The following is a 21,741-nucleotide window of genomic DNA, read 5'->3' as shown; positions in this document are numbered from 1 at the left end:
CATGCAATTCTCCGCTGACCGACCGGCTTTCTTCGTCAATCCGGACTACCGGCCGATGACCGGCACGGCAAAACCGGTGATCGATCCGGCGACGCTGGAGACCGTCGGCTCGATCTCCGCCGCAACGGACGGTGAGATCGATGCGGTGCTGTGTGCCGCAACCACGGCACAAGCCGCCTGGAAGAAGCTCGATGCCAAGAGCAGGGCCAAACACCTGCACGCCGTCGCCAACGCTATCGAGGCGGCAGACTTCACCCGCTGCGCAGAGCTGATGGTGCGCGAGATGGGCAAGCCTTATCCCGAAGCGATCGGCGAGATCGCCAATTGCGCACCGATCTTCCGCTACTACGCCGAGATGGCGCGCGACGATGCCGGCAAGATCGCCGGCACGACCCAGGCCGGTTCGTTCCAGTATGCGCGCTACGAGCCGTATGGCGTCTCCGTCCACATCATGCCCTACAACTTCCCGATCCTGCTGATGTGCTGGACCGTTGCGGCCTCGCTTGCCGCCGGCAATGGCTGCATCATCAAGCCGGCCGAAGCCACGACGCTGTCGACACTCGATTACATGACCGTGTTCCGCTCGCTGCCCGAAGGGCTGGTCTCCTGCCTGCCCGGCACGGCCGCCACCGCGCAGGCGCTGATCGCCTCCGAGCGCACCCACGCTGTCGCCTTCACCGGCTCGTTCGCCGCCGGCAAAGCCGTGGCAGTCGCCTGCGCCGAGCGCATGAAGCCTTGCGTCATCGAAGCCGGCGGCAGCGATCCGCTGATCATCAGCGAGCACGCGCCGCTGGAGGTGGCCGCTGCCGGCAGCGTCACCGCAGCCTTCCACCTGACCGGCCAGGTCTGCACCTCGGCCGAACGCTTCTTTGTCGTCGACTCGGTTCACGATCGCTTCGTCGAGCTGTTCGCCGAGGAGACGCGGGCGCTGCGCATCGGCAATGGCATGGACAAGACCGAGATCGGCCCGCTGGTCAGCGAAGCCGCCCGGGCGAAAGTGATGCGGCTGGTCGATGATGCTATCAGCAACGGCGCTATAGCCGTTGCCGGCGGGCGCATTCCGCCGGCGCACAACACTGGCTGGTTCTACGAGCCAACGATCCTGACCGGCGTCACCCCCGATATGGCGATCGTACGCGAAGAGTGTTTCGGACCGGTCGCCGCGATCTGCCGCGTCAAGGATTTCGACGAGGCGATCCGGCTTGCCAATGACAGCCCGTTCGGCCTCGGCGCCTCGGTGTTCACCACCGACCTCGCCGAGGCGCATGAGGCGGCCGAGCGGCTCGAGGCCGGCATGGTCTGGGTCAACAACCCGCTGATCGACAATGACGCCTTGCCCTTCGGCGGCTGGAAGGCATCAGGCCTTGGCCGCGAGCTGGGACGCCAGGGACTCGACGCCTTCCGACGCTCCAAGATGGTCATCATCGACCACAGACCGGCGATCCAGGACTGGTGGTACCCTTACCCCGACAGCTGGTTCCGCGAGACAGGCGGCCGCAAGCACGTGTGAGCCCGGCCAGTCCAAAACGTAAGCTGATGCTTACGCATCTGCCGAGATAGGCCGGCTATTTCAACGCTTGAAGCTTGTCGATCGCGGCAGTGAATCCGGCAAGCGAGACCGGAATGGTCACCGGCTTGCGCGTCACCGACTCCATGCCGATGTTCAGGTTGGTTCCCGATTTCATCGCCTTGACGAGGTCCGCCGACAAAGGGGTCGCGGCATAGGCGCCGTTCTGGTCGCTGGTCTGGATGGCGATGGTCGTCTTCTGCCCCTGGTCGATCTGGTACGAGGCGCCGGAAGGCAGGAACAGCCCGTGCGGCAAGGCCAGCAGCATGGCGAGGTTGCCGTTGCCATTGTCGCGGCGAACCGTAACGGTAAGAACGCGCTGCCCCGTCTTGGCCTCGGTAAGGTTTTGGGAGACCTGGCATTGAAGCTCGGTGCCGGCCGATCCGCTGGCGCAGTTTAGCGCCCACGGATTGCCTTCTGCAGGCTTCGTCTCGGCAGATTTGGTTGACTTCGGCTCTTCGGCAAGCACCGACCCTGCCGACACAACCAGCCATAGCGCGCCGACCCAGGCGGCCCGCCCACAAACGGTTCTCAGCAATGAAGCCACCCGATCCTCGTCGTGTCAGGGTTTCGCCGAGCGCGTTGATACAACAGCCGAGCCTGGCGGGGAAGCCAATACGGTACATGAGCGTCGGCTAAATTACTGTTGCTGGATTACCACAATAAACAACTTTGAAATCTTGTATGTGTAAAGCAAACGATCGATGCTCGCTATACACTGGGATTCGGATAGTATTATCGACGGAGCGTGTACTCGTCGGGGTTCGCAAGGGATGGAGACGACCGAGAAAACTCGGCAGATCAATGACATGGCGACGCACGGAAGAAGGTTCCGGGCGAATACCAAGTATCGCCGGTCAGGTTTTTCCAGACATCTCTGGAAGACGACTGCGCTGTCCACTCTGGCACTTGCCCTTTCCGGCATAGCCGCCCATGCCGGCGACACCGGACTGTGGCAGCCGCAGGTCCGCGCCATCATCGGCGCCAACAACAATGGCGGCAACACGGCGATCGAGGGTTTCCTGCCGCTGAAGCAGAACCTCGAATCCGTTCTCTTTCTCGATGTGCGCTCGAAATACGATTTCGACGACGGCTTCGGCCAGGACGTCGCCCTCGGCGTTCGCCGCATCGTCAATCCGGATCTGATGATCGGCGGCTACGCCTATCTCAACATCCAGAACCACGACAGTCACCAGTTCGTCGCCTCGACGCTCGGCCTCGAGGCCATCACCTCAAAATACGATGCGCACGTAAACGTCTATCTGCCGATCAGCGGCGACCGCAGCACGGCCGGGCAAGAGTCGAGCCTGTCGCTGGTCGGTCATCAGCTGATCGAGCAGATATCGGCCATCGCCCACCGCGATTACGCGGCCTGGGGCATCGAGGGCGAGGTCGGCGTTCAGGTGCCGCTCAACCTGCCCGAGAACCATTCACTGCGTTTCGATGTCGGCGCCTACCATTTCGGCGATCCCGACGGCGACGACGGCAGCATCACCGGCGCCAAGGCCGGCCTGGAATATTCCATCGGCGACGTCATCGGCAAAGGCACGTCGCTGACCTTCACCGGCGAGGTGCGCAACGACAACCGCGATGACACCCAGTTCGCCGGCAGCATCCGGCTGACGGTGCCGCTCAACGCTTTCGACAAGGGCTCGTCTTCGGCCGATGACGGCGCCGAGCCGGTCTATCCGGTCAGCCCCGGCCTGCGCAAACGCGTCAACGAGCGCGTGCGTGGCGATATCGGCGTTCGCATCGAGAGCCAGGACAAAGTTACCGGCACGTCGACGCGGGTGGCGATCAATGCCGCCACCAACACGGCATTCGGCCAGTTCTTCTTTGCCGATGGTGACAACGACGCGCTCGGCCTCGGCACGATCGGCGACCCGACCACGCTCGACAATGCGGTCGCCGGCGCCGGCGCGAACGGCGTCGTCGTCGCGCTCGGCGGCAAGGGCAACATTACGACAGCCGGTGTGACGCTCGCCAACGGCCAGACCGTCATCGGCGGTGGCGGGGGCGTCCAGGCGCGGCTCGTCGACGGCAGCATCGGCACCTACAATTTCGGCGGCTCCAACGGCACCCTCCAGGGCACCAACCCCGCCAACAACGTCCTGACGCTCGCCAATGGCAACACGCTGAGCGGCATCATCATCACCGGCGGCAAGGACGGCATCTTCGGCAACAACATCGCCGGCGCCACGCTGACCAACGTCACGGTCACCGGCACCGGCGGCCACGGCGCCGACTTCACCGGCACCTCGACCGGCGTCAATGGTTCGAACTTCACCGCGACCGGCAACGGCCTCGACGGACTGCATATCGAAGGCGACGGCACCTATAACTTCACCGGCACGACGCTGCTGCAGGGCAACGGCGACGACGGCCTGGATATAACCGGCCACGGCACCTACACTTTCGCCACCCTCAACGCGCTCGACAACAACGATGCCGGCATTACCGTGAAGGGCACCGGGGTCGCCGGCTCGATCACCATCAACGGCGGCCAGGTGTCGGGCAACAAGGCGCTCGGCGACGACGGGGTCGGTGTCTTCATCGATCCGATCACCGCCCATATCGTGCTGGATTCGATCACCCAGACCGGCGGCGCATCGGGCGTCGTGCTCGAGAATCTTTCGGGCAGCTTCACCGTCAACGGCGCGACGACGATCTCGAACACGACCGGACCGGCCATCGCGATCACGGATTCGCCGGCCGCGATCCGCTTCGGCGACATCGACATCACCAATCCCGGCACCGACGGCATGGTGTTTGCGGGCGCCAACACATCAATAATTGCCGGCAACATCGTCATTGCTGGCCTCGGCTCCGGCGTCGGCCTCGATTTCTCCGGCAGCCAGACGAATTTCACCGCGCAGTCGCTCAACATCACTGGCACAGGCGCCGCCGGCTCGATCGGCATCGATCTGTCTTCCCCGAGCGCGGGCGGGGCAACGATCGTCATCACCGATGGCGGCGCGATCGCCAATGTCGACACCGGCGTGCGCTTCGGCATTTCCGGCTCGCCGGCCAATTCGGCCAATGCCCAATTCAGTTTCGGCGGCGGCTCGATTGCCGGCATCACCGCCTCCCTCGACGCGCGGGGGCTCAACCAGACGCTCGGGCTCTATGCTTTCGGCTCGACGACCTTCAGCGGCCCGCAGCTGTTCGACCAGCAGAATGTGATTTTCGTCGGCGGCGTCGGATCATTGGGTGACGGCTCTTCCACGTCTAGTCTGCTTGCGATTAACCAGGCTGACCTTATCACCAACGGCACCGCGATCTTCGTGCTGGTCAATGACGGGACGCCCATCGACGCCTCTGGCGGCTTCTCGCTGAGTGCCGGACAGACAATGGCTTCGTTCGGCAACGGGCGTACTTTCTCGCTCGGCGGCATTCCCGTCAACGTCACCGGTGACAACGTCAAGCATGACCAGGTCGTCTCGGATCCAGGCGGCGCAGCCACGCTGACCAATACCGGCACCGGCGACGCCGTGACGCTGGCCAACAACACGTCGCTGCTCGACTTCAACATCGCCGGTGTGGCGAACGGCAATGGCGTGCATGGCAGCGGCGTCAGCAATGTCACGATGTCGGGGCTGAATGTTTCAGGCGCCAGCCTGAACGGCGTGCTGTTCGATGGCGCCATCAACAATGTTTCCGCCGACAATTTGAACTCAAGCGGCAATACCGGCAGCGGCCTGCTCATCGACAATGGTGGCGGAACTTACAGTTTCACCGGCACGACGACACTCTCGAACAATACCGGCCACGGCCTGTTCATCGTCAGCGGCGGAAACTATGGATTCGAGACGCTCGATGCAAAGGACAATGGCGGCTTAGGCATCTTCGTCAACTCGACGGGCGGCGGAAGCCTGACGACGACCGGCGGCACGGTTTCGGGCAACGGCCTCCAGGCCGTCTATGTCGTCACTTTCGGGCTTATCAACCCGATGGCGCTCAATGTCACGCTGGACATGGTGAGCCAGTCCGGCGGACAGAGTGGAATCGGCCTGGGCAACGTCGGCGGCAATTTCTCCGTTACCGGCACGACGACGACCTCCAACACCCTTTTCGACGGCATTTTCATCACAAACAGCGCCGCCACGGTTGATTTCGGCGGCGCGGCCACCATCACCCAGCCATCGCGCGACGGCATCTCGATCAACAACAGTTCCGGCGCCACCACGTTCGGCACGGTGACGATCAACCAGGCCGGCGTGAACGGGATCCTCCTCAATGGCAATTCCGGCGCGGTAACGTTCGGCGACGCCAGCATCGGCCAGCCGACCCAGAGCGGCATCGACGTCCAGGGCGCCAACGGCACGATCAGCTTCGCCAACATCGACATCACCGGCCTGCCCACAGGCAAGACCGGGCTCGACCTGTCGGGCAGCCAGTCGACCTTCACCGCCACGTCGCTCGACATTGCCGGAGCTGGCACTTCCAAGGGCATCGACCTTTCCGGCACCACCGGCGGCTCGGTGACGATCGGCACCGGTGTGATCTCCGCCGGCACCGGCGTCCAGATGGGCACCAACGGCGCGGCAGGCACCAGCGCAAACACGACCTTCTCGTTCGGCGCCGGTGTCGGCACCAGTTCGATCACCGGGACGACCGCCTCGCTCGACATGCGCGGCCTGCTAGCCGGCAACGGCACCTATGCCTTCAACGCCACCCATCTGGTCGGCCCGCAGCTGTTCGACACCGCCAACGTCATCTTCGTCGGCGCAGCAAACACCGGGACCGGCTCCGGCGCGAGCGTTGGCGACCTTATCAACGCCGACGCCGCCGACGGTCTGACGACCGACGCCAACACCATCTTCGTCCTTGTCAACAACGGCGCTGGAACCATCAACACCGATGCCGACGGCTTCACGCTTGCCGACGGCCAGCAGATCGTCTCCTTCGCCAACGGCAACACCGTCGCTCTCGGCGGGCCGCCGGCCAACGTCACCGGCGCCGAGGTGGTTACTTCGGGCACCCAGGTCGATCCGTTCGGCAATGGCGCCGCCACTCTCAACAACTCGGCCGGCAGCACCATCGATCTCGCCAACGGCAACCGCGTCGCCGACCTCAGCGTCAGCAATGCGGGTTCGGGCTCGGCGATCAACGGATCGAATGTAAACGCGGCCACCATCACCGGGGTGACGATCAGCAGCGCCGTAACCGGCATCGACCTGACCGGCGCAACGGGTGCGATCAACATCACCAACACGACGATGGGCGGCGTCAGCGGCACCGGCCTGCTGGCCAGCAACTTCGGCGGCACCGGCACCTTCAACAATTTGGATATCACCGGCGCCGGTATCGGCGTCAGCGTCACGGGCGGTTCCACGGGCACGCTGACCTTCGACAATGCGAGTTCGATCGCCGGCACGACGGGCACGGCGCTCAGCATTCTTGGAGCAACGCCTAACCTCACCTACAACGGCATCATCAATCAGACGAGTGCCGCGAGCGCGGTCATGATCAGCGGCATGACCGGCGGCTCCGCCACCTTCGCCGGCCAAATCACCGCCAGCACCGGCGCGGCCAACGCCATCGACCTGACCGGCAATGCCGGCGGCACGATCAATTTCACCGGCGGGCTCGACCTCACCACCGATGGCGGCCTTGCCTTCAGCGCCATCAATGGCGGCACGCTCACCGTCACCGGCACCAACACGACCGCATCTGGGCTCGGCCCTGTCGAAAACGGCATCCATCTCGGTGGCGCCGGCGGTTTGACCATCGGCGCAGGCGGCGTCATTTTCCACAGCGTCACCGTCGACGGCTCAGGCGGCGCCGTGCAGACCGGCATCCTCATCGAAAACACCAGCGGCGGCAGCGTCACCTTCGGCGCTGTCGACATCAATCGCGTCAATGGCGACGCCATCCGCCTCACCAACGTGGCCAACGCCGTTACCTTCAATGGCACGACGACGATCGACACGGTTGTTGGCGGTGGCCCCGGCTTCGTGGTGCAAGGCAGCGCCGCGACGGTCAATGTCAACAATCTGGTGACGACGCTGGTTTCGGGCGACGACGTCAGCCTGACCAACAACACCGGCACGATCAACATCGGCGGCACCATCACCGGTTCCGGCACCGGCAACGGCGTCGTGGTTTTTGGCGGCAGCGCCGCGATCACGGTCTCGGCCAACATCTCCAGCTCGGCAACAGCACCAGGCACGGCGGTCAAGATCGACGGCACCATCGGCGGCTCGGCCCAGTTCAGCGGCAGCGTCACGTCGACCGGCACCGGAAATCTGTTCGCCATCGGCTCGACATTGCCCCCGGCAGGCGGTGCGTTCAGCTTCACCGGCCCGACCCTGTCGGCAAGCGGTGGCGGCGGCGCGGTGGTCGGTGGCCTGATCGGCACCGCAACGTTGAATGTTACCACCCCGCTATCGATCACCAATGCCTTGGGCACCGGCCTGTCCGTCTCCGGTGTCGCGAGCACCGCATCGGCAACCTTCGGGGCGGTGACCGTGACGGGCGCCGGCGGCATCGGCATCAACACTGTCGGCAATGCCGGCCCGGTGACCTTCGGCACGACCCAGGTCACGCTGGGCACCACGAGCGGCACTGCCGGCATCAACTTCGCCGGCACCAACAACGATGTCAGCTTCGGCACGACCACCATCGACGATGTCGGCGCCAACCAGACCGGCATCGACTTCAGCGGCTCCTCGACGACGGCCGATTTCGGCCTGACGACGATCACCGGCCTGGGCGACCTGACCTCGCGCGGCATCGACCTGTCGTCGACCACCGGCAACAAGGTCATCACCTTCCTGCAGGGCTCGAAGATCGACAATGTCGGCATCGGCGTCGAATTGTCGTCCGGCCAGACCACGGCGACCTCCGCCAATGCCAACTTCACCTTCGGCGACGGCGATTCGACCGACGGGCTGGAATCCTTCATCATCGCCGCCGCCGGCGGCTTCACCGTCAACACGGTCGGTCTCGATCCGACGCTCGGCAACTACGATTTCGACGACGTGTTCTTCACCGGCAGCGCCAACCTCGCCACCGCGCCCGGTTCGATCACGCTGGTCTCGCAGTCGGGCGGCTTCATCGCCGCCGGCACGACCGGCAATCTCAGCATGGGCGTCAACACCATTTCGCTCGCCGCCGCCGATGCGCTGACCGGCACGCAGAACTTCGCCTTCGTCGGCACGATCAATCTCGGCGCCACCGCCTTCACGCTCGATTCCGGCCAGACGATCACCGGCTTCGGCAACAGCAATGTGGTTTCGACCGGCACGATCCAGCCGGCCAACGTCCAGGGCAATCTTGGCGCCACCGGCGGCAACATCACCGGCGACGAGGCCGTGGTCAGCGGGACGGCCAACCTGATGCAATTGCTCGGCGACAACGCCGTGCGCCACACCGCTTTCGACTTCAGCAGCGCGACCGGTGCCGCCTTCCTCATCGATCAGAGCGCGGTCGGCTTCAGCAATGCCAGCGGCATCACCATCGAAGGCGTGACGATCAGCAACGTCGCCGCTAGTCAGACGGCCATCCAGGTCGCCGGCCTCAACGGCAATCTGTCGATCATCAACAACAACATCAACGTTGCCGGCACGCTGATCGACGTCAACGGCGGCACCGGCACCATTTCGGTGTCGCGCGGCATCCTGCCCAACAGCGCCACTCCGGGAACGCTGACCGGTGGCGGCATCAATATCGCCAACCGCACCGGCGGCGCGGTGACCTTCACCGACCAGGTGACGATCACCGGCGGCAACGGCGTTTCGATTTCGGGCGGCAGCGCGGCAGCTGCGGTCAACTTCAATGGCGGCCTCGACATCACGACATCGTTGGCCACCGGCCTCAGCCTTTCGGGACTGAATGGCCTCACCGTCGCCAATGCCGGTTCGACGACGATCAACGCCACGGGCCAGACCGCGCTGTCGCTGCAAGGCACACTCGGCGCCGGCGGTGTCAATTTCGACAGCATCACCTCGAGCGGCGCCACCAGCGGCATCATCCTCAACGGCGTCACCGGGGCGGTGAATGTCTCCGGCGCAACCAGCATCACCGGCACCGGCAGCTTCGGCATCGACGTCACCGGCGCCAACACCGGCACGTTCACCTTCAACACGGTGACGGTGAACAACGTCGCGACGACCGGCGGCGGCATCAACTGGGTCAGCGGCAACCTCAACATCGCCGGCCTCGCCAACATCGACACGAGCAGCGGCGTCGGCTTCTCGCAAAGCGCCGGCACGGTGAACTTCCTCAACGGCCTGACCATCGATACCACCAGCGGCACCGGCATTGTCGGGACCGGTGGCGTTATGGGCATCACCGCTTCCGCTGCAGCCCAGACGGTAAATTCGACCAGCGGCCAGGCGATCAACCTCATCAACGTCGCCGCCAGCATTGCGCTCGACTCGACCTCGTCGGGCGGCGGCACCAACAATGTTGGCCTGGCCAATGTCACCGGAACAGTCAGCCTCGGATCCGGCGCATTGAGCGGCGCTTCGGGCGTCGCATTCCTGCTCAATGGCAGTGCTGCGACCGTCAGCTATGGCGGCACGGTCACCAAGACCACCGCCGGCAAGATCGTCGACATCTCCGGCGTCACCGGCGGCACGGTCACACTGTCCGGCGCGCTCAGCGCCACCGGCGGTTTCGACAATGGTATCTATGTCCACGGCAACTCCGGCGGGACCATCACTCTCAGCGGTGGCACGAAGACGCTGACCACTGGCGCCAATACGGCGGTCGACTTGACGACCAACACCAGCGCGACGATCAACTTCGATACGGGTGGCCTGGTGATTACCACCACCTCCGGCACGGGCTTCAACGCCAGCGGCGGTGGCACGGTCAGCGTCGGCGCGCTCCTCAGCGACAACAGCATCACCACGACTGCCGGCGGCACCGCGTTGAACCTCAATGGCGTTACGATTGGCGCTGAGGGCATGAATTTCGACAGTGTTTCGGCCACTGCCGCCGCAACCGGCATCTCGCTGACCAATATCGCCTCGTCGGGCGGCGGCGCCATCATTCTCGGCACGGTCAACCTGCAAGGCATCACCACGCGTGGTGTCGATGTTTCCGGCGCGCTTGGCGCGGCGCTGTCCTTCAACGATCTCGACATCGGCCTGAACAGCACCACGGGCGTGGCCTTCGATCTCAACGGTGCCACCATCAATGCGGCGGTGACGGCCAATGACTTCGATGTCACCAATGCCGCCGCCGCCGGCACCTCGATAGGCGTCGACCTGCGTGGCGCCACTGGCGGCCAGACGGTACGCCTCGGCGATGCCGTTGTCGGCGGCGCCAGCTCCAGCATTGCCGGCGTCAACACCGGCGTGTTCCTCAACAGCGCCACCAACCTCGCTTTCACCTATGGCGACGGCGAATCGGCGACCGACCAGCTCTCGACCATCGGCGCCAATGTAGGCATCGACGCATCCAGTGCGCCGGTTACCGGCACCTACAATTTCCAGGATGTGAACTTCCAGTCGGCTCCCGGCCTGGGCTTCGGAGTCGGCAAGGTCTATTTCGTCGGCGCGTCCGCGACCGGTGACGGCAGCGGTCGCGACCAGAACAATCTCGCGACGCTGGCCACCGCCGAAGCAGCAGCCGTGGCGACGGACATCCTGGTTCTCGTCAACGATGGCGGCACCATCACCGCGGCAGGCAGCAATGGCAACGACACGCTGGCTCTCGCCACCGTCGAGCAGGTGCGCGGCTTCGGCAACGGCAACATCAATCTGGCGCTGACGGTGCCCTCCACCATCCAGCTCGCCAGCAACAGCATCTCGATCATCGACCAGACGCCCAATGGCGCCGCGACGCTGACGACGAGCGCCGGCAACAATGTCATCACGCTCGGCGCCAGCGGCAACATCATCGACGGCTTCATCCTGAATGGCAGCCCGGCGGGTGCCGCGCGTGGCGTCAAGGACAATGGCGCGGGTGCTGCGAATACCGTCATCAGCAACATGACCATCAGCAATTTCGCCACGCAGGGTATCGAGATTACCCCGTCGAACAGCACGACGATCAACAACGTTACTTTCTCCGGCAACGCCAGCGATGTGTGGCTGAACGCGTCCAACACCACCATCACCAACGTCACCAGCACCGGCGCCACCGGCATTGCCTTCAGGCTCGACAACACCGTCGGCACGACGACGCTGACCAACGTCAACATCACCACCGCAGCGACCGGCACCGGCATCGCCTTCGGCGGCGCGTCGGGCGCTGGCGGCACGATTGCCGGTATCAATGTCGATATATCGGGCGGCAGCGGCCTTTCGGTGACCGGCGGCAACGCGGTGATCAGCTTCGACGGCGCCAGCTCCATCATCAGCACGTCGGGCGCGGCGGCCACGATCTCGACCCGCGCTGGCGGCAGCTTCACCTTCGCCGGCTCGGTGATCGCCAACGGCGCTGCGAGCGGCATCAGCATTTCCGGCGCGACGGCGGCCAATACGGTGAGCTTCACCGGTACGGTCGATCTCGGCACCACGACGCCGATGACCGGCACCGCAGTCGCAATCAACAACGGCGCCACGGCCTCGACCGTCAGCTTCGCAAACCTCGACATCGTCACAAGCGGCACCACCGGATTCAGCGCCAGCAATGGCGGCACGGTCAATGTCACGACCGGCACGGTGAGCTCCACTTCCGCGCAGGCGGTCAACCTCAACGGCATCGCCACCACCGGCATCAATTTCACCTCGACCAATTCGACCGGCGGCACCAACAACGTGTCGCTGACCAATGTCACCGGCGCCGGCACTGTCAGCCTCGGCTCCGGTGCGCTCGGCGGCGCGACCGGCGCGGCCTTCCTGGTCACCGGCGGCTCGGCCAATGTCAGCTATGCCGGCTCGGTCACCAAGACCACGGCCGGAAACGTCGTCAGCATCTCCACCCGTACCGCCGGCACCACGACATTGTCGGGCACTCTCAGCGCCACCAGCGGCGTGGCCAACGGGATCCTCGTCAACGCCAACACCGGCGGCACGATCAACTTCTCCGGCGCCAGCAAGATACTGACCACCGGAGCCAACAATGCCGTCGACCTGACGGCGAACACCAACACGGCGGTCAACTTCACCGGCGGCGGCCTAGCCATCACCACCACCTCCGGCACCGGCTTCAACGCCACGAGCAACGGTACTGGCACCGTGACCGTTATCGGCTCGGGCAACACGATTTCGACCGGCAGCGGCGTCGCGGTCAACCTTGACAGCGTTGCTATCGCGGCGGGCGGCGTGACCTTCGCTTCCACAAACAAAGGCGCCGGCGGCACCAGCGCCGTCATCCTCGATTCCGTCACCGGTTCGGGAGCGATCGACCTCGGCACCGGCGCGCTGGTGGGCGGAACAAGCGCCGTGATCCGTATCGGCGATGGCCTAGGCACCGCCAACAGCGGCGGCACGGCGGCGTTCACCTATGCCGGCGCGATCACCAGCGGCAGCACCGGCCAGGCGGTCAACATCCAGGATCGCGCCCTGACCGCCGGCAACATCACCCTGTCGGGCAACATCACGCATAATGCGGCGGGCCAGATCGGCATCCTGCTGGACGACAATGTCGCCGGCATCATCACCTTCTCCGGCGCGTCGAAATCGATCACCTCGACCACGGCGGCTGGCGTCAGCCTGAGCGACAATGCCGGCGCGACGATCAACTTCACCAATGGCGGGCTGGTCATCGCCACGACCAGCGGCGCCGGTTTCAGCGCCACCGGCCCCGGTCCGGCAGCCACCACCGGCGGCACGATGACGGTGCAGGGCACCGGCAACACCATCGTGTCCGGCACGGGCACGGCCCTTAATGTCGCCAACACGACGATCGGCGCCGGCGACGTGACGTTCAGGAGCATTGCGTCCAATGGTGCAGCCAACGGCATCGTGCTCAACAACACCGGCACCAGCGGCAATCTGGTGGTGACCGGCACCGGCGCGACGGGGGGCAGCGGCGGCACGATCCAGAACTCGACCGGCGATGGCGTCAGCCTGACCGACACTCAGGATGTCAGCCTGAGCAACATGATTATCAGCGACAATGCGGGCAACGGCATAAAGGGCCTGCGCGTCAACGGTGTGGTGCTCAACGGTCTGACCCTGAACAGCAATGCCGATGCCAACACCGAGTCCGGAATCCTGTTCAACGAACTTACCGGCAACGCCTCGCACGTCACCACGTTCACCAACCTCACGGTCTCCAACTCATTCACCCATAACGTGCAGGTCATCAATTCCGGCGGCACGTTGGCGAACCTGGTGGTGAGCGGCGGCACGTTCTCGAACAACGGCGCCTCAAACAATGCCGGCAGCGACTTCATCTTCGAGGCGGACGGCGCCGGTGTCGCCGGCGCGCCGACGATGACGCTGACCGTCGACGGCGCAACCTTCACCGGCAACAACGCCTATCCCGGACCGGGAGTCATCCCTGGAACCGGTCTGTTCGTCATTGCCAATGACGGCACCGTCAACGCTCACATCGGCGAGACCACGGGAAATCTATTCAACAATCTGAACAACGGCATCAACCTTACCCAGAGCAGCAATTCCGGCGCCGGCACGGGCGGCAATCTGAATTTCACCGTCCGGAACAACACCGTCACCAACAGCGACTCGACGGCCATCAACGTGTTCAGCAGCGGCGACCTCGCACGGACGCTTGACGGCACAATCGCCAACAACGTCATCGGTACGCAAGGCGTAGCAACCTCGGGATCGCGAACCGGCAACGGCATCAGGGTTGGGCATGAAAGCCTCGGCGTCGCCAAGGTGCTGATCGACAACAACATTATCCAGAGCATCGGCGTCAACGGCATAAGCGGTGGCGACAGCGTCTCGATCACGCAGCTCGTGCAGCCGGGCACCGTGCACGCGACGGTCACCAACAACACCATTCGCGACAATGCCGACAGCCGCGGCATCACGGTCACCGCCACATTTGCCGGCGCTATCATCAATGCCGACGTTCATGCCAACACCATCACCAACGTCAACAACGCCAATGCCATCCGCTTCCTCGCGGACGGCCTCGGCGGCGCCGACGGCACGATCAACGTACCGCAGGCGAGCGAGGCCGGTATCGAAACCATCAATGGCGGGGCAACGGCGCTGACGGACACCCGGACGTTCTTCAACCAGCCGCTGCCACTGCTGCCTGCCGCGACACCGTAGTCAGCAACCTTGGATTCGTCCTAGGAAATATATTTTATGAATCTGATATCGACTTGTTGTCTTACTTAGGCATAATACAAGAATTCAGACAGTAAGCGGCCAACGGAGGGGACGGGGATGAGTGAGCCTTATTTAGGTGAAGTCAAGATCATTTCCTGGAACTATGCACCGCGCGGCTGGGCATTTTGTAACGGCCAGTTGTTGCCGCTTAACCAGAACCAGCCATTGTTCTCACTTCTTGGCACCAGGTACGGCGGCAACGGCCAGACAAATTTTGCCCTTCCGGATATGAGGGGACGTGCGCCGGTTCATACGGGCGGCCCTATCGGTGCAATTGTCGGCGGCCAGGGCGGCGAAGAGTTTCACACGCTCACGCTCGGCGAAATGCCGACACACAACCATTTCGTCAACGCATCGAACACTGCCGGCAACGTCAACAATCCATCCGGCGCGCTGTTGGGGGCGAACGCCAGCCCGATCTATCAGCCGCCTGGCAGCGCGGTGGCTATGGCGAAGGAAAACATCACTTTCGTCGGTGGCGGCCAGCCGCATGAGAACAGATCGCCCTATCTCGTCTTGAATTTCATCATTGCCCTGCAAGGCATATTCCCGTCGCGAAATTAAGAGGACGCTTCGATGAGCCAACCTTTTGTCGGCGAGATCAGGATGTTCGGTGGCAATTTCCCTCCGAATGGCTGGGCGTTCTGCCAAGGCCAGTTGATGCCGATCTCCGAGAACGAAACTTTGTTCAATCTGATCGGTACGACTTATGGCGGCGACGGGGAGGAAACATTCGCCCTGCCCAACCTCGCATCCCGCATCCCCGTCCATGCTGGCAAGGGCCCGCTGGTCAGCCAGACCTATATCATCGGAGAACTGGGCGGGGTCGAATCCGTCACTGTTTCAACCCAACAAATGCCGAACCATTCCCATACCTGGACCGGTTCGTCGAATATCGCCAAGAATCCGGGTCCGTCCGGCGGTGTCTTGGCGACATCGAGCCTGCTGACGCCCTATGTGGGTATCGCACCTGATGGCAACATGGCCGCCGGAGCCATTTCGCCGGCCGGCGGCAGCCAGCCTCACGACAATATGGTGCCGTTCCTCGCCGTCAGTTTCATCATCTCGCTATTTGGCATCTTCCCCCAGCAAAGCTAGAGACTTGCCATGACCAATCCGTTCGTCGCCGAAATTCGAATTTTTGCCGGAGATTTCGCCCCGACGGGGTGGGCGACCTGCGATGGCCAGCTCCTGCCAATCTCGCAGAATACGGCGCTGTTTTCGCTGCTGGGCACAGTTTACGGCGGCGACGGCAAGTCGACCTTCGCGTTGCCGAATATGGCTGGCTCCGCGCCCATGGGGCAAGGACAGGGCAATGGCTTGTCGGAGCGGTTTCTCGGCGAGACGGGTGGCGAAACGTCCGTCACCCTTCTGCAAACGGAAATGCCGCAACATAATCATTTTGTCGCGATATCCACCGAGAGTGGCGCCCAGGGAACTCTTACCGATGCGGTTGTTCTGGGGAAGTCGGGGGGCGGAACGCTTTATCAGAACAACACTTCGCAAAATCTGGTCCAGATGGACCCCCAGGCACTGAGCATAACGGGCAGTACGTTGCCTCACAACAACCTGCCTCCCTATCTGGCGATGACGTTCATCATTGCCATGCAAGGCGTTTATCCGGCGCGTCCGTAAGCGCCACTCCATGATCCAGCTTCCGATTGTGGACAACGGGCCTGTTATATTTTGCTGGGTGCGCGCGGCGCGGATTGATCTGACGTTCCGCCCGATGGCGGACGCCGATCTGCCGTTCCTGTCGGCGCTCTACGCCTCGACCCGCGCCGAAGAACTTGCCGTCACGCCGTGGAGCGACGCGCAGAAAACGGCGTTCCTCGACATGCAGTTTCAAGCGCAGCACGCGCATTACCAGAAATACTATCCCAACGCCGACTGGCTGGTGATCGAGCAGGCAAGGCAAGATATCGGTCGCCTGTATATCGAGCGCTCGGCGAGCGAGCATTGCATCATAGATATCGCCTTCCTGCCGGCGCATCGCGGCAAGGGGTCTGGCGGTGCGTTGCTCGCCGATCTCATCGATGAGGCCGCCGCCGTCGGCAAGTCGGTCTCGATCCATGTCGAGAAGAACAATCCAGCGCGGCGGCTCTACAAGCGCCTCGGCTTCACCGTTGCCGAGGACAAGGGCGTCTACGACCTGATGATCCGTTCGCCGTAAGGGCCGTGCCGGTCGTCACGTGCCGCGATACCAGGAGACGATGGTGAAACGTTCGTTGCACGTGACCGGGGTGACTTCATGCGTCGTTTCCGAGCGAAAGGCGACGAGAGAGCCCGGCAATGCCGGCATGGCAATGCGCAGGTCCGGGCCGCTGTAAGGCCCATGCAGGACCAGCGAGCCGCCTGCATAGCTTTCTGGCGAAGGGTTGTCCGATTGACGGTTGAGAAAGATCACCACCGAGATCTTTCGGAACCGCGACTCGTCGTGAATGAGCGGCGTGTTGCCATCCTGGTGCGGCACAAAGAAATCGCCTTGCCGATAGTGAAGGAACTGAGGTTTCTCGACCTGGCCGAGCAGCAGCCCGAAATGCCGCTCCAGAGCCGCCTTCTGCTGCGCCAACAGGGCACTCACTCGCTCTTCAGTGGCCTGCGAAACATCGGCGCGCACGGTTTTTCGGATCTCCGGCCATGCCATCTTCTGGTCGGCACGCCCCAGCAGGCCGGCCGGACGGCCCAAGGCCGCCCGAATTTCCGCGCACAGTGCGCTACACGCCGCTCCGTCAAATACGTCCGCAATCTCGATATAGTCGATCATATGTCGAGCCGCCGCGCTGCCAAATCGCCCTGATGGCCGGAGCGTCCCCGTGGCCGATCCGGTCGAAAAAAATCAGTTGAATACCGCCTCGTAAAGCCGCCCTGCCTCATCGGCAGCGATCGGCACGATGAAGATCTCATGGGCGCCGCTTTTGCCGTTGAACCGATAGATAGCCTGCGGCAGCGCCGCGTCGCGCGGCCCCCTGAACAGCAGCGTGAAGCCACCGCCGTCGCGCGGGCTGTTGGCAATGGGCTGCACCGCGCTCAGTTCCATCGTGAGCGTCTGACCGCCGGCTTCGACGGAAAAGCTCTGCCCCTGCTCGAAATCCGAAAGCGATGCCATGCGCCTGCCCTGGTTCGTCTGTCTTTCAGACGGCTCTCTTGAGATGTCTATCCCGTCAGCCAATCTCGCCGCTTCATGGCGTGCTGTCTATAGAGCTCGATCTCCAGAAGTACAAAAGAGCACGATCAAACAAACAGATAGATTTATCTTGGCCACGTAGGGTGAAGCAGCCGTCAACGCGTTGCGCACCGGCAGCCACTGGCCTAAACCGGAATGGTATAAGAGGAGAACACTAGGGATGACTGACGCGAAAACAGACACGGCCCCGGCCGGAAGCACCGCGACCAACGCGCTGCCGCTGTTCTACAAAAAACCCGAGGCGCTCAATCCGCTGCGGCACGGCTCACTCGGCCTTACGGCGCGGGCCGATTTCTCCTTTGCCCGCACCGCGCACGCCATCCCCGTCGTCGCATCGGAAATGCCGGCGGCGATGCGCTCCTATCCGATCGTTTTCATTGGCGACGCCAAGGCGCCTGTCATCATCACCGGTCTGCGCCAGGACCAGAACCTGTTCGTAGGCGCCGACGGCAAATGGGCGGAGCCGCATTACATTCCCGCCTATGTCCGCCGTTACCCCTTCATCCTCGCCGATGAATCGAAAACGACCGGCCGCCTGACGTTGTGCATCGACCGTGCCAGCGAACGCGTCGTCGAGCAGATGCCTTCGTCCAAGGACAGCGACGAGATCGCGCCCTTCTTCGACGGCAACGAGCCGGCCGAGGCCTCGAAGCAGGCGCTCGCCTTCTGCAGCCAGTTCCAGACCGACTTCAATGCGACTCGCGCCATGATCGACAAGATCGATGCGCACGGCCTGTTCGCGCCGCGGCAGAGCAAGGTGACGCTGGAGGGCGGCGAGACCCTCAACCTCACCGACTTTCAGGTGATCGACGAGCCGGCCTTCAACAAATTGAGCGACGAGGCGTTTCTCGATCTCAGGAAATCCGGCGCGCTTGCGCTGCTCTATTGCCATCTCGCCTCGAGCAACAGCTGGACCTCGCTGGTCTTCCAGGCGTCATTGCGGCGAGCTGGCTGACGCGGCCCGCGACGAAAAGCTTCGGCAAGGCGCGGGTTGTTTAAATCAACGGTTCGCGCCTTCGTACGACGATCTCTCCGCCGCTCGAATCATGCTGTTGTCGTGCAGATCGCTTGCCATGACGGGCTGGCGAACTCCCAATGCTCGACGTGTAGCTCTCGCCGAAATGCGCCGAGGCGGCATCACCCCCCGGTTCGCGGACCTGTCAATAAAGTCGAGCACGCCAGCCTTGCTGCCCTCCTCGATCGTTGAATAGCCGGTCGCGGCCATCGATCACGGTCCGAACGCAAAAAGCCCGCGTGAAGCGGGCTTTTTTTGTTGGTTGCGGGGACAGGATTTGAACCTGTGACCTTCAGGTTATGAGCCTGACGAGCTACCGGGCTGCTCCACCCCGCGTCACCTCCAGGGCAAGCTCTTGCTTGCTCCGGACTCTCCAGGGCAAGCTCTTGCCTGCTCCGGATCTGAAGCAAGCGTTTGCTTGCTTATCTGGACGTAAGCCTGGGCCTATGAACAGGATGGCTTACAGATAGGTATATGGCTGACCAAATGAAAGGGCCGCTTGCGCGGCCCGTGATCCCTTGGCGGGCCTTTTCGTAGAGAGAAGATTCAGTTTCATCCGGTTTGCGGATGAGAGTTCAACGTGCGTTTTGCAGACCTGGCAGCGACCTACTCTCCCGCGTCTTGAGACGAAGTACCATCAGCGCTGGAGCGTTTCACGGCCGAGTTCGGAATGGGATCGGGTGCAGCCGCTCCGCCATAACCACCAGGTCGGCAAAACGCACGTTATATCGAGAAGCTGTTTTTTCGTGCCAAGGCGACGTTTGTGTCTAGCTAACGGACAAAGTCCGCAAGCGCGACTGCGCGTCGCCGGTTTTCCGGCGCCCTCGCGGAGCATAGGCCCTGTTAAGGGCCGCTCATGCGTGAGCGCTGGTCAGATCATCGTGTTCACGATGAGCATAAGGAATGAGAACGATCAAGCCGATCGAACTATTAGTACCGGTAAGCTTCAAGCGTTGCCGCTCTTCCACACCCGGCCTATCAACGTGGTCGTCTTCCACGGTTCTCAGGGAATACTCGTTTTAAGGTGGGTTTCCCGCTTAGATGCCTTCAGCGGTTATCCCGTCCGGATATAGCTACCCTGCTATGCGGCTGGCGCCACAACAGGTCCACCAGAGATCCGTCCATCCCGGTCCTCTCGTACTAGGGACAGATCCTTTCAATATTCCTACACCCACGGCAGATAGGGACCGAACTGTCTCACGACGTTCTGAACCCAACTCACGTACCGCTTTAAATGGCGAACAGCCATACCCTTGGGACCTGCTCCAGCCCCAGGATGCGATGAGTCGACATCGAGGTGCCAAACAACCCCGTCGATATGGACTCTTGGGGGTCATCAGCCTGTTATCCCCGGCGTACCTTTTATCCGTTGAGCGATGGCCCTTCCACGCGGGACCACCGGATCACTATGACCGACTTTCGTCTCTGCTCGACTTGTCAGTCTCGCAGTCAGGCAGGCTTATGCCATTGCACTCAGCGAACGATTTCCGACCGTTCTGAGCCCACCATCGCGCGCCTCCGTTACTCTTTAGGAGGCGACCGCCCCAGTCAAACTACCCACCATACATTGTCCCGGACCCGGATAACGGGCCGCGGTTAGACATCCATAGTAATAAGGGTGGTATTTCAAGGGTGGCTCCACCTGAGCTGGCGCCCAGGCTTCAAAGCCTACCACCTATCCTACACATGCCACTACGAATGCCAATGTAAAGCTATAGTAAAGGTGCACGGGGTCTTTCCGTCTAACCGCAGGAACCCCGCATCTTCACGGGGAATTCAATTTCACTGAGTCTATGCTGGAGACAGCGGGGAAGTCGTTACGCCATTCGTGCAGGTCGGAACTTACCCGACAAGGAATTTCGCTACCTTAGGACCGTTATAGTTACGGCCGCCGTTTACTGGGGCTTCGATTCAGAGCTTGCACCCCTCCTCTTAACCTTCCAGCACCGGGCAGGCGTCAGACCCTATACGTCGTCTTGCGACTTCGCAGAGCCCTGTGTTTTTGATAAACAGTCGCTACCCCCTGGTCTGTGCCACCCTCCTCTACTTGCGTAGAAAAGGGTCACGCTTCTTCCGAAGTTACGCGTGCAATTTGCCGAGTTCCTTCAGCATAGTTCTCTCAAGCGCCTTGGTATACTCTACCTGACCACCAGTGTCGGTTTCGGGTACGGTTTATAAGGAGGAGCTATTTCCTGGAACCGCTCCGCTGCCCGTTCAATCCGATAAGATTGGACAACTTGTGCGATCCGTCACTACCTCCAAGCCCACGAATATTAACGTGGTTCCCATCGACTACGCGTTTCCGCCTCGTCTTAGGGGCCGGCTAACCCTGCTCAGATTAGCTTTAAGCAGGAACCTTGGTCTTTCGGCGGGGGAGTCTCTCACTCCCCTTACGTTACTCATGTCAGCATTCGCACTTCTGATACCTCCACCACCCCTCACGGGTATGGCTTCGTCAGCTTACAGAACGCTCCGCTACCGCTTGGCCCTTGCGGACCAAACCCTAAGCTTCGGTGTATGGCTTTAGCCCCGTTACATTTTCGGCGCAAAGACCCTTATTTAGACCAGTGAGCTGTTACGCTTTCTTTAAATGATGGCTGCTTCTAAGCCAACATCCTGGTTGTTTTGGGATCCTCACATCCTTTCCCACTTAGCCATAACTTGGGGACCTTAGCTGTAGGTCAGGGTTGTTTCCCTTTTCACGACGGACGTTAGCACCCGCCGTGTGTCTGCCGACTAGTACTCCCAGGTATTCGGAGTTTGG

Annotated in this window: 10 protein-coding genes, 1 tRNA gene and 2 rRNA genes (1 of these 13 cut by a window edge); 7 read left to right on the top strand and 6 right to left on the bottom strand. The window is 62.5% G+C overall.

Features of this window, described 5'->3' with window-relative positions; translation table 11 throughout:
• The first annotated feature begins 1 nt into the window (after window position 1).
• A complete protein-coding gene (locus NKL06_RS20830) occupies window positions 2–1,510 on the top strand; it encodes an aldehyde dehydrogenase family protein (RefSeq protein WP_023692049.1) in 1,509 nt (502 codons plus the stop codon).
• A gap of 55 nt (window positions 1,511–1,565) precedes the next feature.
• Here the strand turns inward: NKL06_RS20830 and NKL06_RS20825 are convergent, their stop codons facing one another.
• A complete protein-coding gene (locus NKL06_RS20825) occupies window positions 1,566–2,114 on the bottom strand; it encodes an invasion associated locus B family protein (protein WP_031197668.1) in 549 nt (182 codons plus the stop codon).
• Between the two features lie 262 nt (window positions 2,115–2,376).
• Here NKL06_RS20825 and NKL06_RS20820 point away from each other — a divergent pair, with 262 nt between their 5' ends.
• The 5 genes from NKL06_RS20820 to NKL06_RS20800 all read left to right on the top strand — a co-directional run bounded on the left by NKL06_RS20820 (window position 2,377) and on the right by NKL06_RS20800 (window position 16,948).
• Window positions 2,377–14,715 (top strand): hypothetical protein, encoded by a 12,339-nt coding sequence (locus tag NKL06_RS20820; protein WP_156939138.1) that lies wholly within the window; start codon window positions 2,377–2,379, stop codon window positions 14,713–14,715.
• A 117-nt stretch (window positions 14,716–14,832) separates the two neighbouring features.
• Entirely contained in the window at window positions 14,833–15,339 is a 507-nt protein-coding gene (locus tag NKL06_RS20815) for a phage tail protein (protein WP_023672955.1), read from the top strand.
• A 12-nt stretch (window positions 15,340–15,351) separates the two neighbouring features.
• A complete protein-coding gene (locus NKL06_RS20810; protein ID WP_023672956.1) occupies window positions 15,352–15,873 on the top strand; it encodes a phage tail protein in 522 nt (173 codons plus the stop codon).
• A 9-nt stretch (window positions 15,874–15,882) separates the two neighbouring features.
• Window positions 15,883–16,410 (top strand): phage tail protein, encoded by a 528-nt coding sequence (locus NKL06_RS20805; protein WP_023686661.1) that lies wholly within the window; start codon window positions 15,883–15,885, stop codon window positions 16,408–16,410.
• A 10-nt stretch (window positions 16,411–16,420) separates the two neighbouring features.
• Window positions 16,421–16,948, top strand: a complete 528-nt coding sequence (locus NKL06_RS20800; RefSeq protein WP_023833000.1) for a GNAT family N-acetyltransferase — start codon at window positions 16,421–16,423, stop codon at window positions 16,946–16,948.
• 15 nt (window positions 16,949–16,963) lie between these two features.
• Here the strand turns inward: NKL06_RS20800 and NKL06_RS20795 are convergent, their stop codons facing one another.
• Both NKL06_RS20795 and NKL06_RS20790 read right to left on the bottom strand, forming a co-directional pair.
• Window positions 16,964–17,542, bottom strand: coding sequence for a 2OG-Fe(II) oxygenase (locus tag NKL06_RS20795; RefSeq protein ID WP_023672959.1), 579 nt, complete (start codon window positions 17,540–17,542; stop codon window positions 16,964–16,966).
• Window positions 17,543–17,614: 72 nt separating this feature from the next.
• Window positions 17,615–17,884 carry a DUF6916 family protein gene (locus NKL06_RS20790; protein ID WP_023672960.1) on the bottom strand — a complete coding sequence of 90 codons (270 nt, stop codon included), beginning with the start codon at window positions 17,882–17,884 and terminating at the stop codon, window positions 17,615–17,617.
• Between the two features lie 238 nt (window positions 17,885–18,122).
• Here NKL06_RS20790 and NKL06_RS20785 point away from each other — a divergent pair, with 238 nt between their 5' ends.
• A complete protein-coding gene (locus NKL06_RS20785; RefSeq protein ID WP_023685704.1) occupies window positions 18,123–18,917 on the top strand; it encodes a SapC family protein in 795 nt (264 codons plus the stop codon).
• Window positions 18,918–19,236: 319 nt separating this feature from the next.
• Here the strand turns inward: NKL06_RS20785 and NKL06_RS20780 are convergent.
• The 3 genes from NKL06_RS20780 to NKL06_RS20770 form a co-directional block, all read right to left on the bottom strand.
• Window positions 19,237–19,313 (bottom strand) — tRNA-Met (locus tag NKL06_RS20780).
• A 257-nt stretch (window positions 19,314–19,570) separates the two neighbouring features.
• Window positions 19,571–19,685: ribosomal RNA gene (gene rrf, locus NKL06_RS20775) — 5S ribosomal RNA — on the bottom strand.
• A gap of 201 nt (window positions 19,686–19,886) precedes the next feature.
• Window positions 19,887–21,741: ribosomal RNA gene (locus tag NKL06_RS20770) — 23S ribosomal RNA — on the bottom strand (it continues 945 nt past the right edge of the window).

It is taken from the genome of Mesorhizobium sp. C268A, assembly GCF_040324475.1.
Classification (GTDB): domain Bacteria; phylum Pseudomonadota; class Alphaproteobacteria; order Rhizobiales; family Rhizobiaceae; genus Mesorhizobium.
This window is presented reverse-complemented; position numbering and strand designations above follow the sequence as displayed.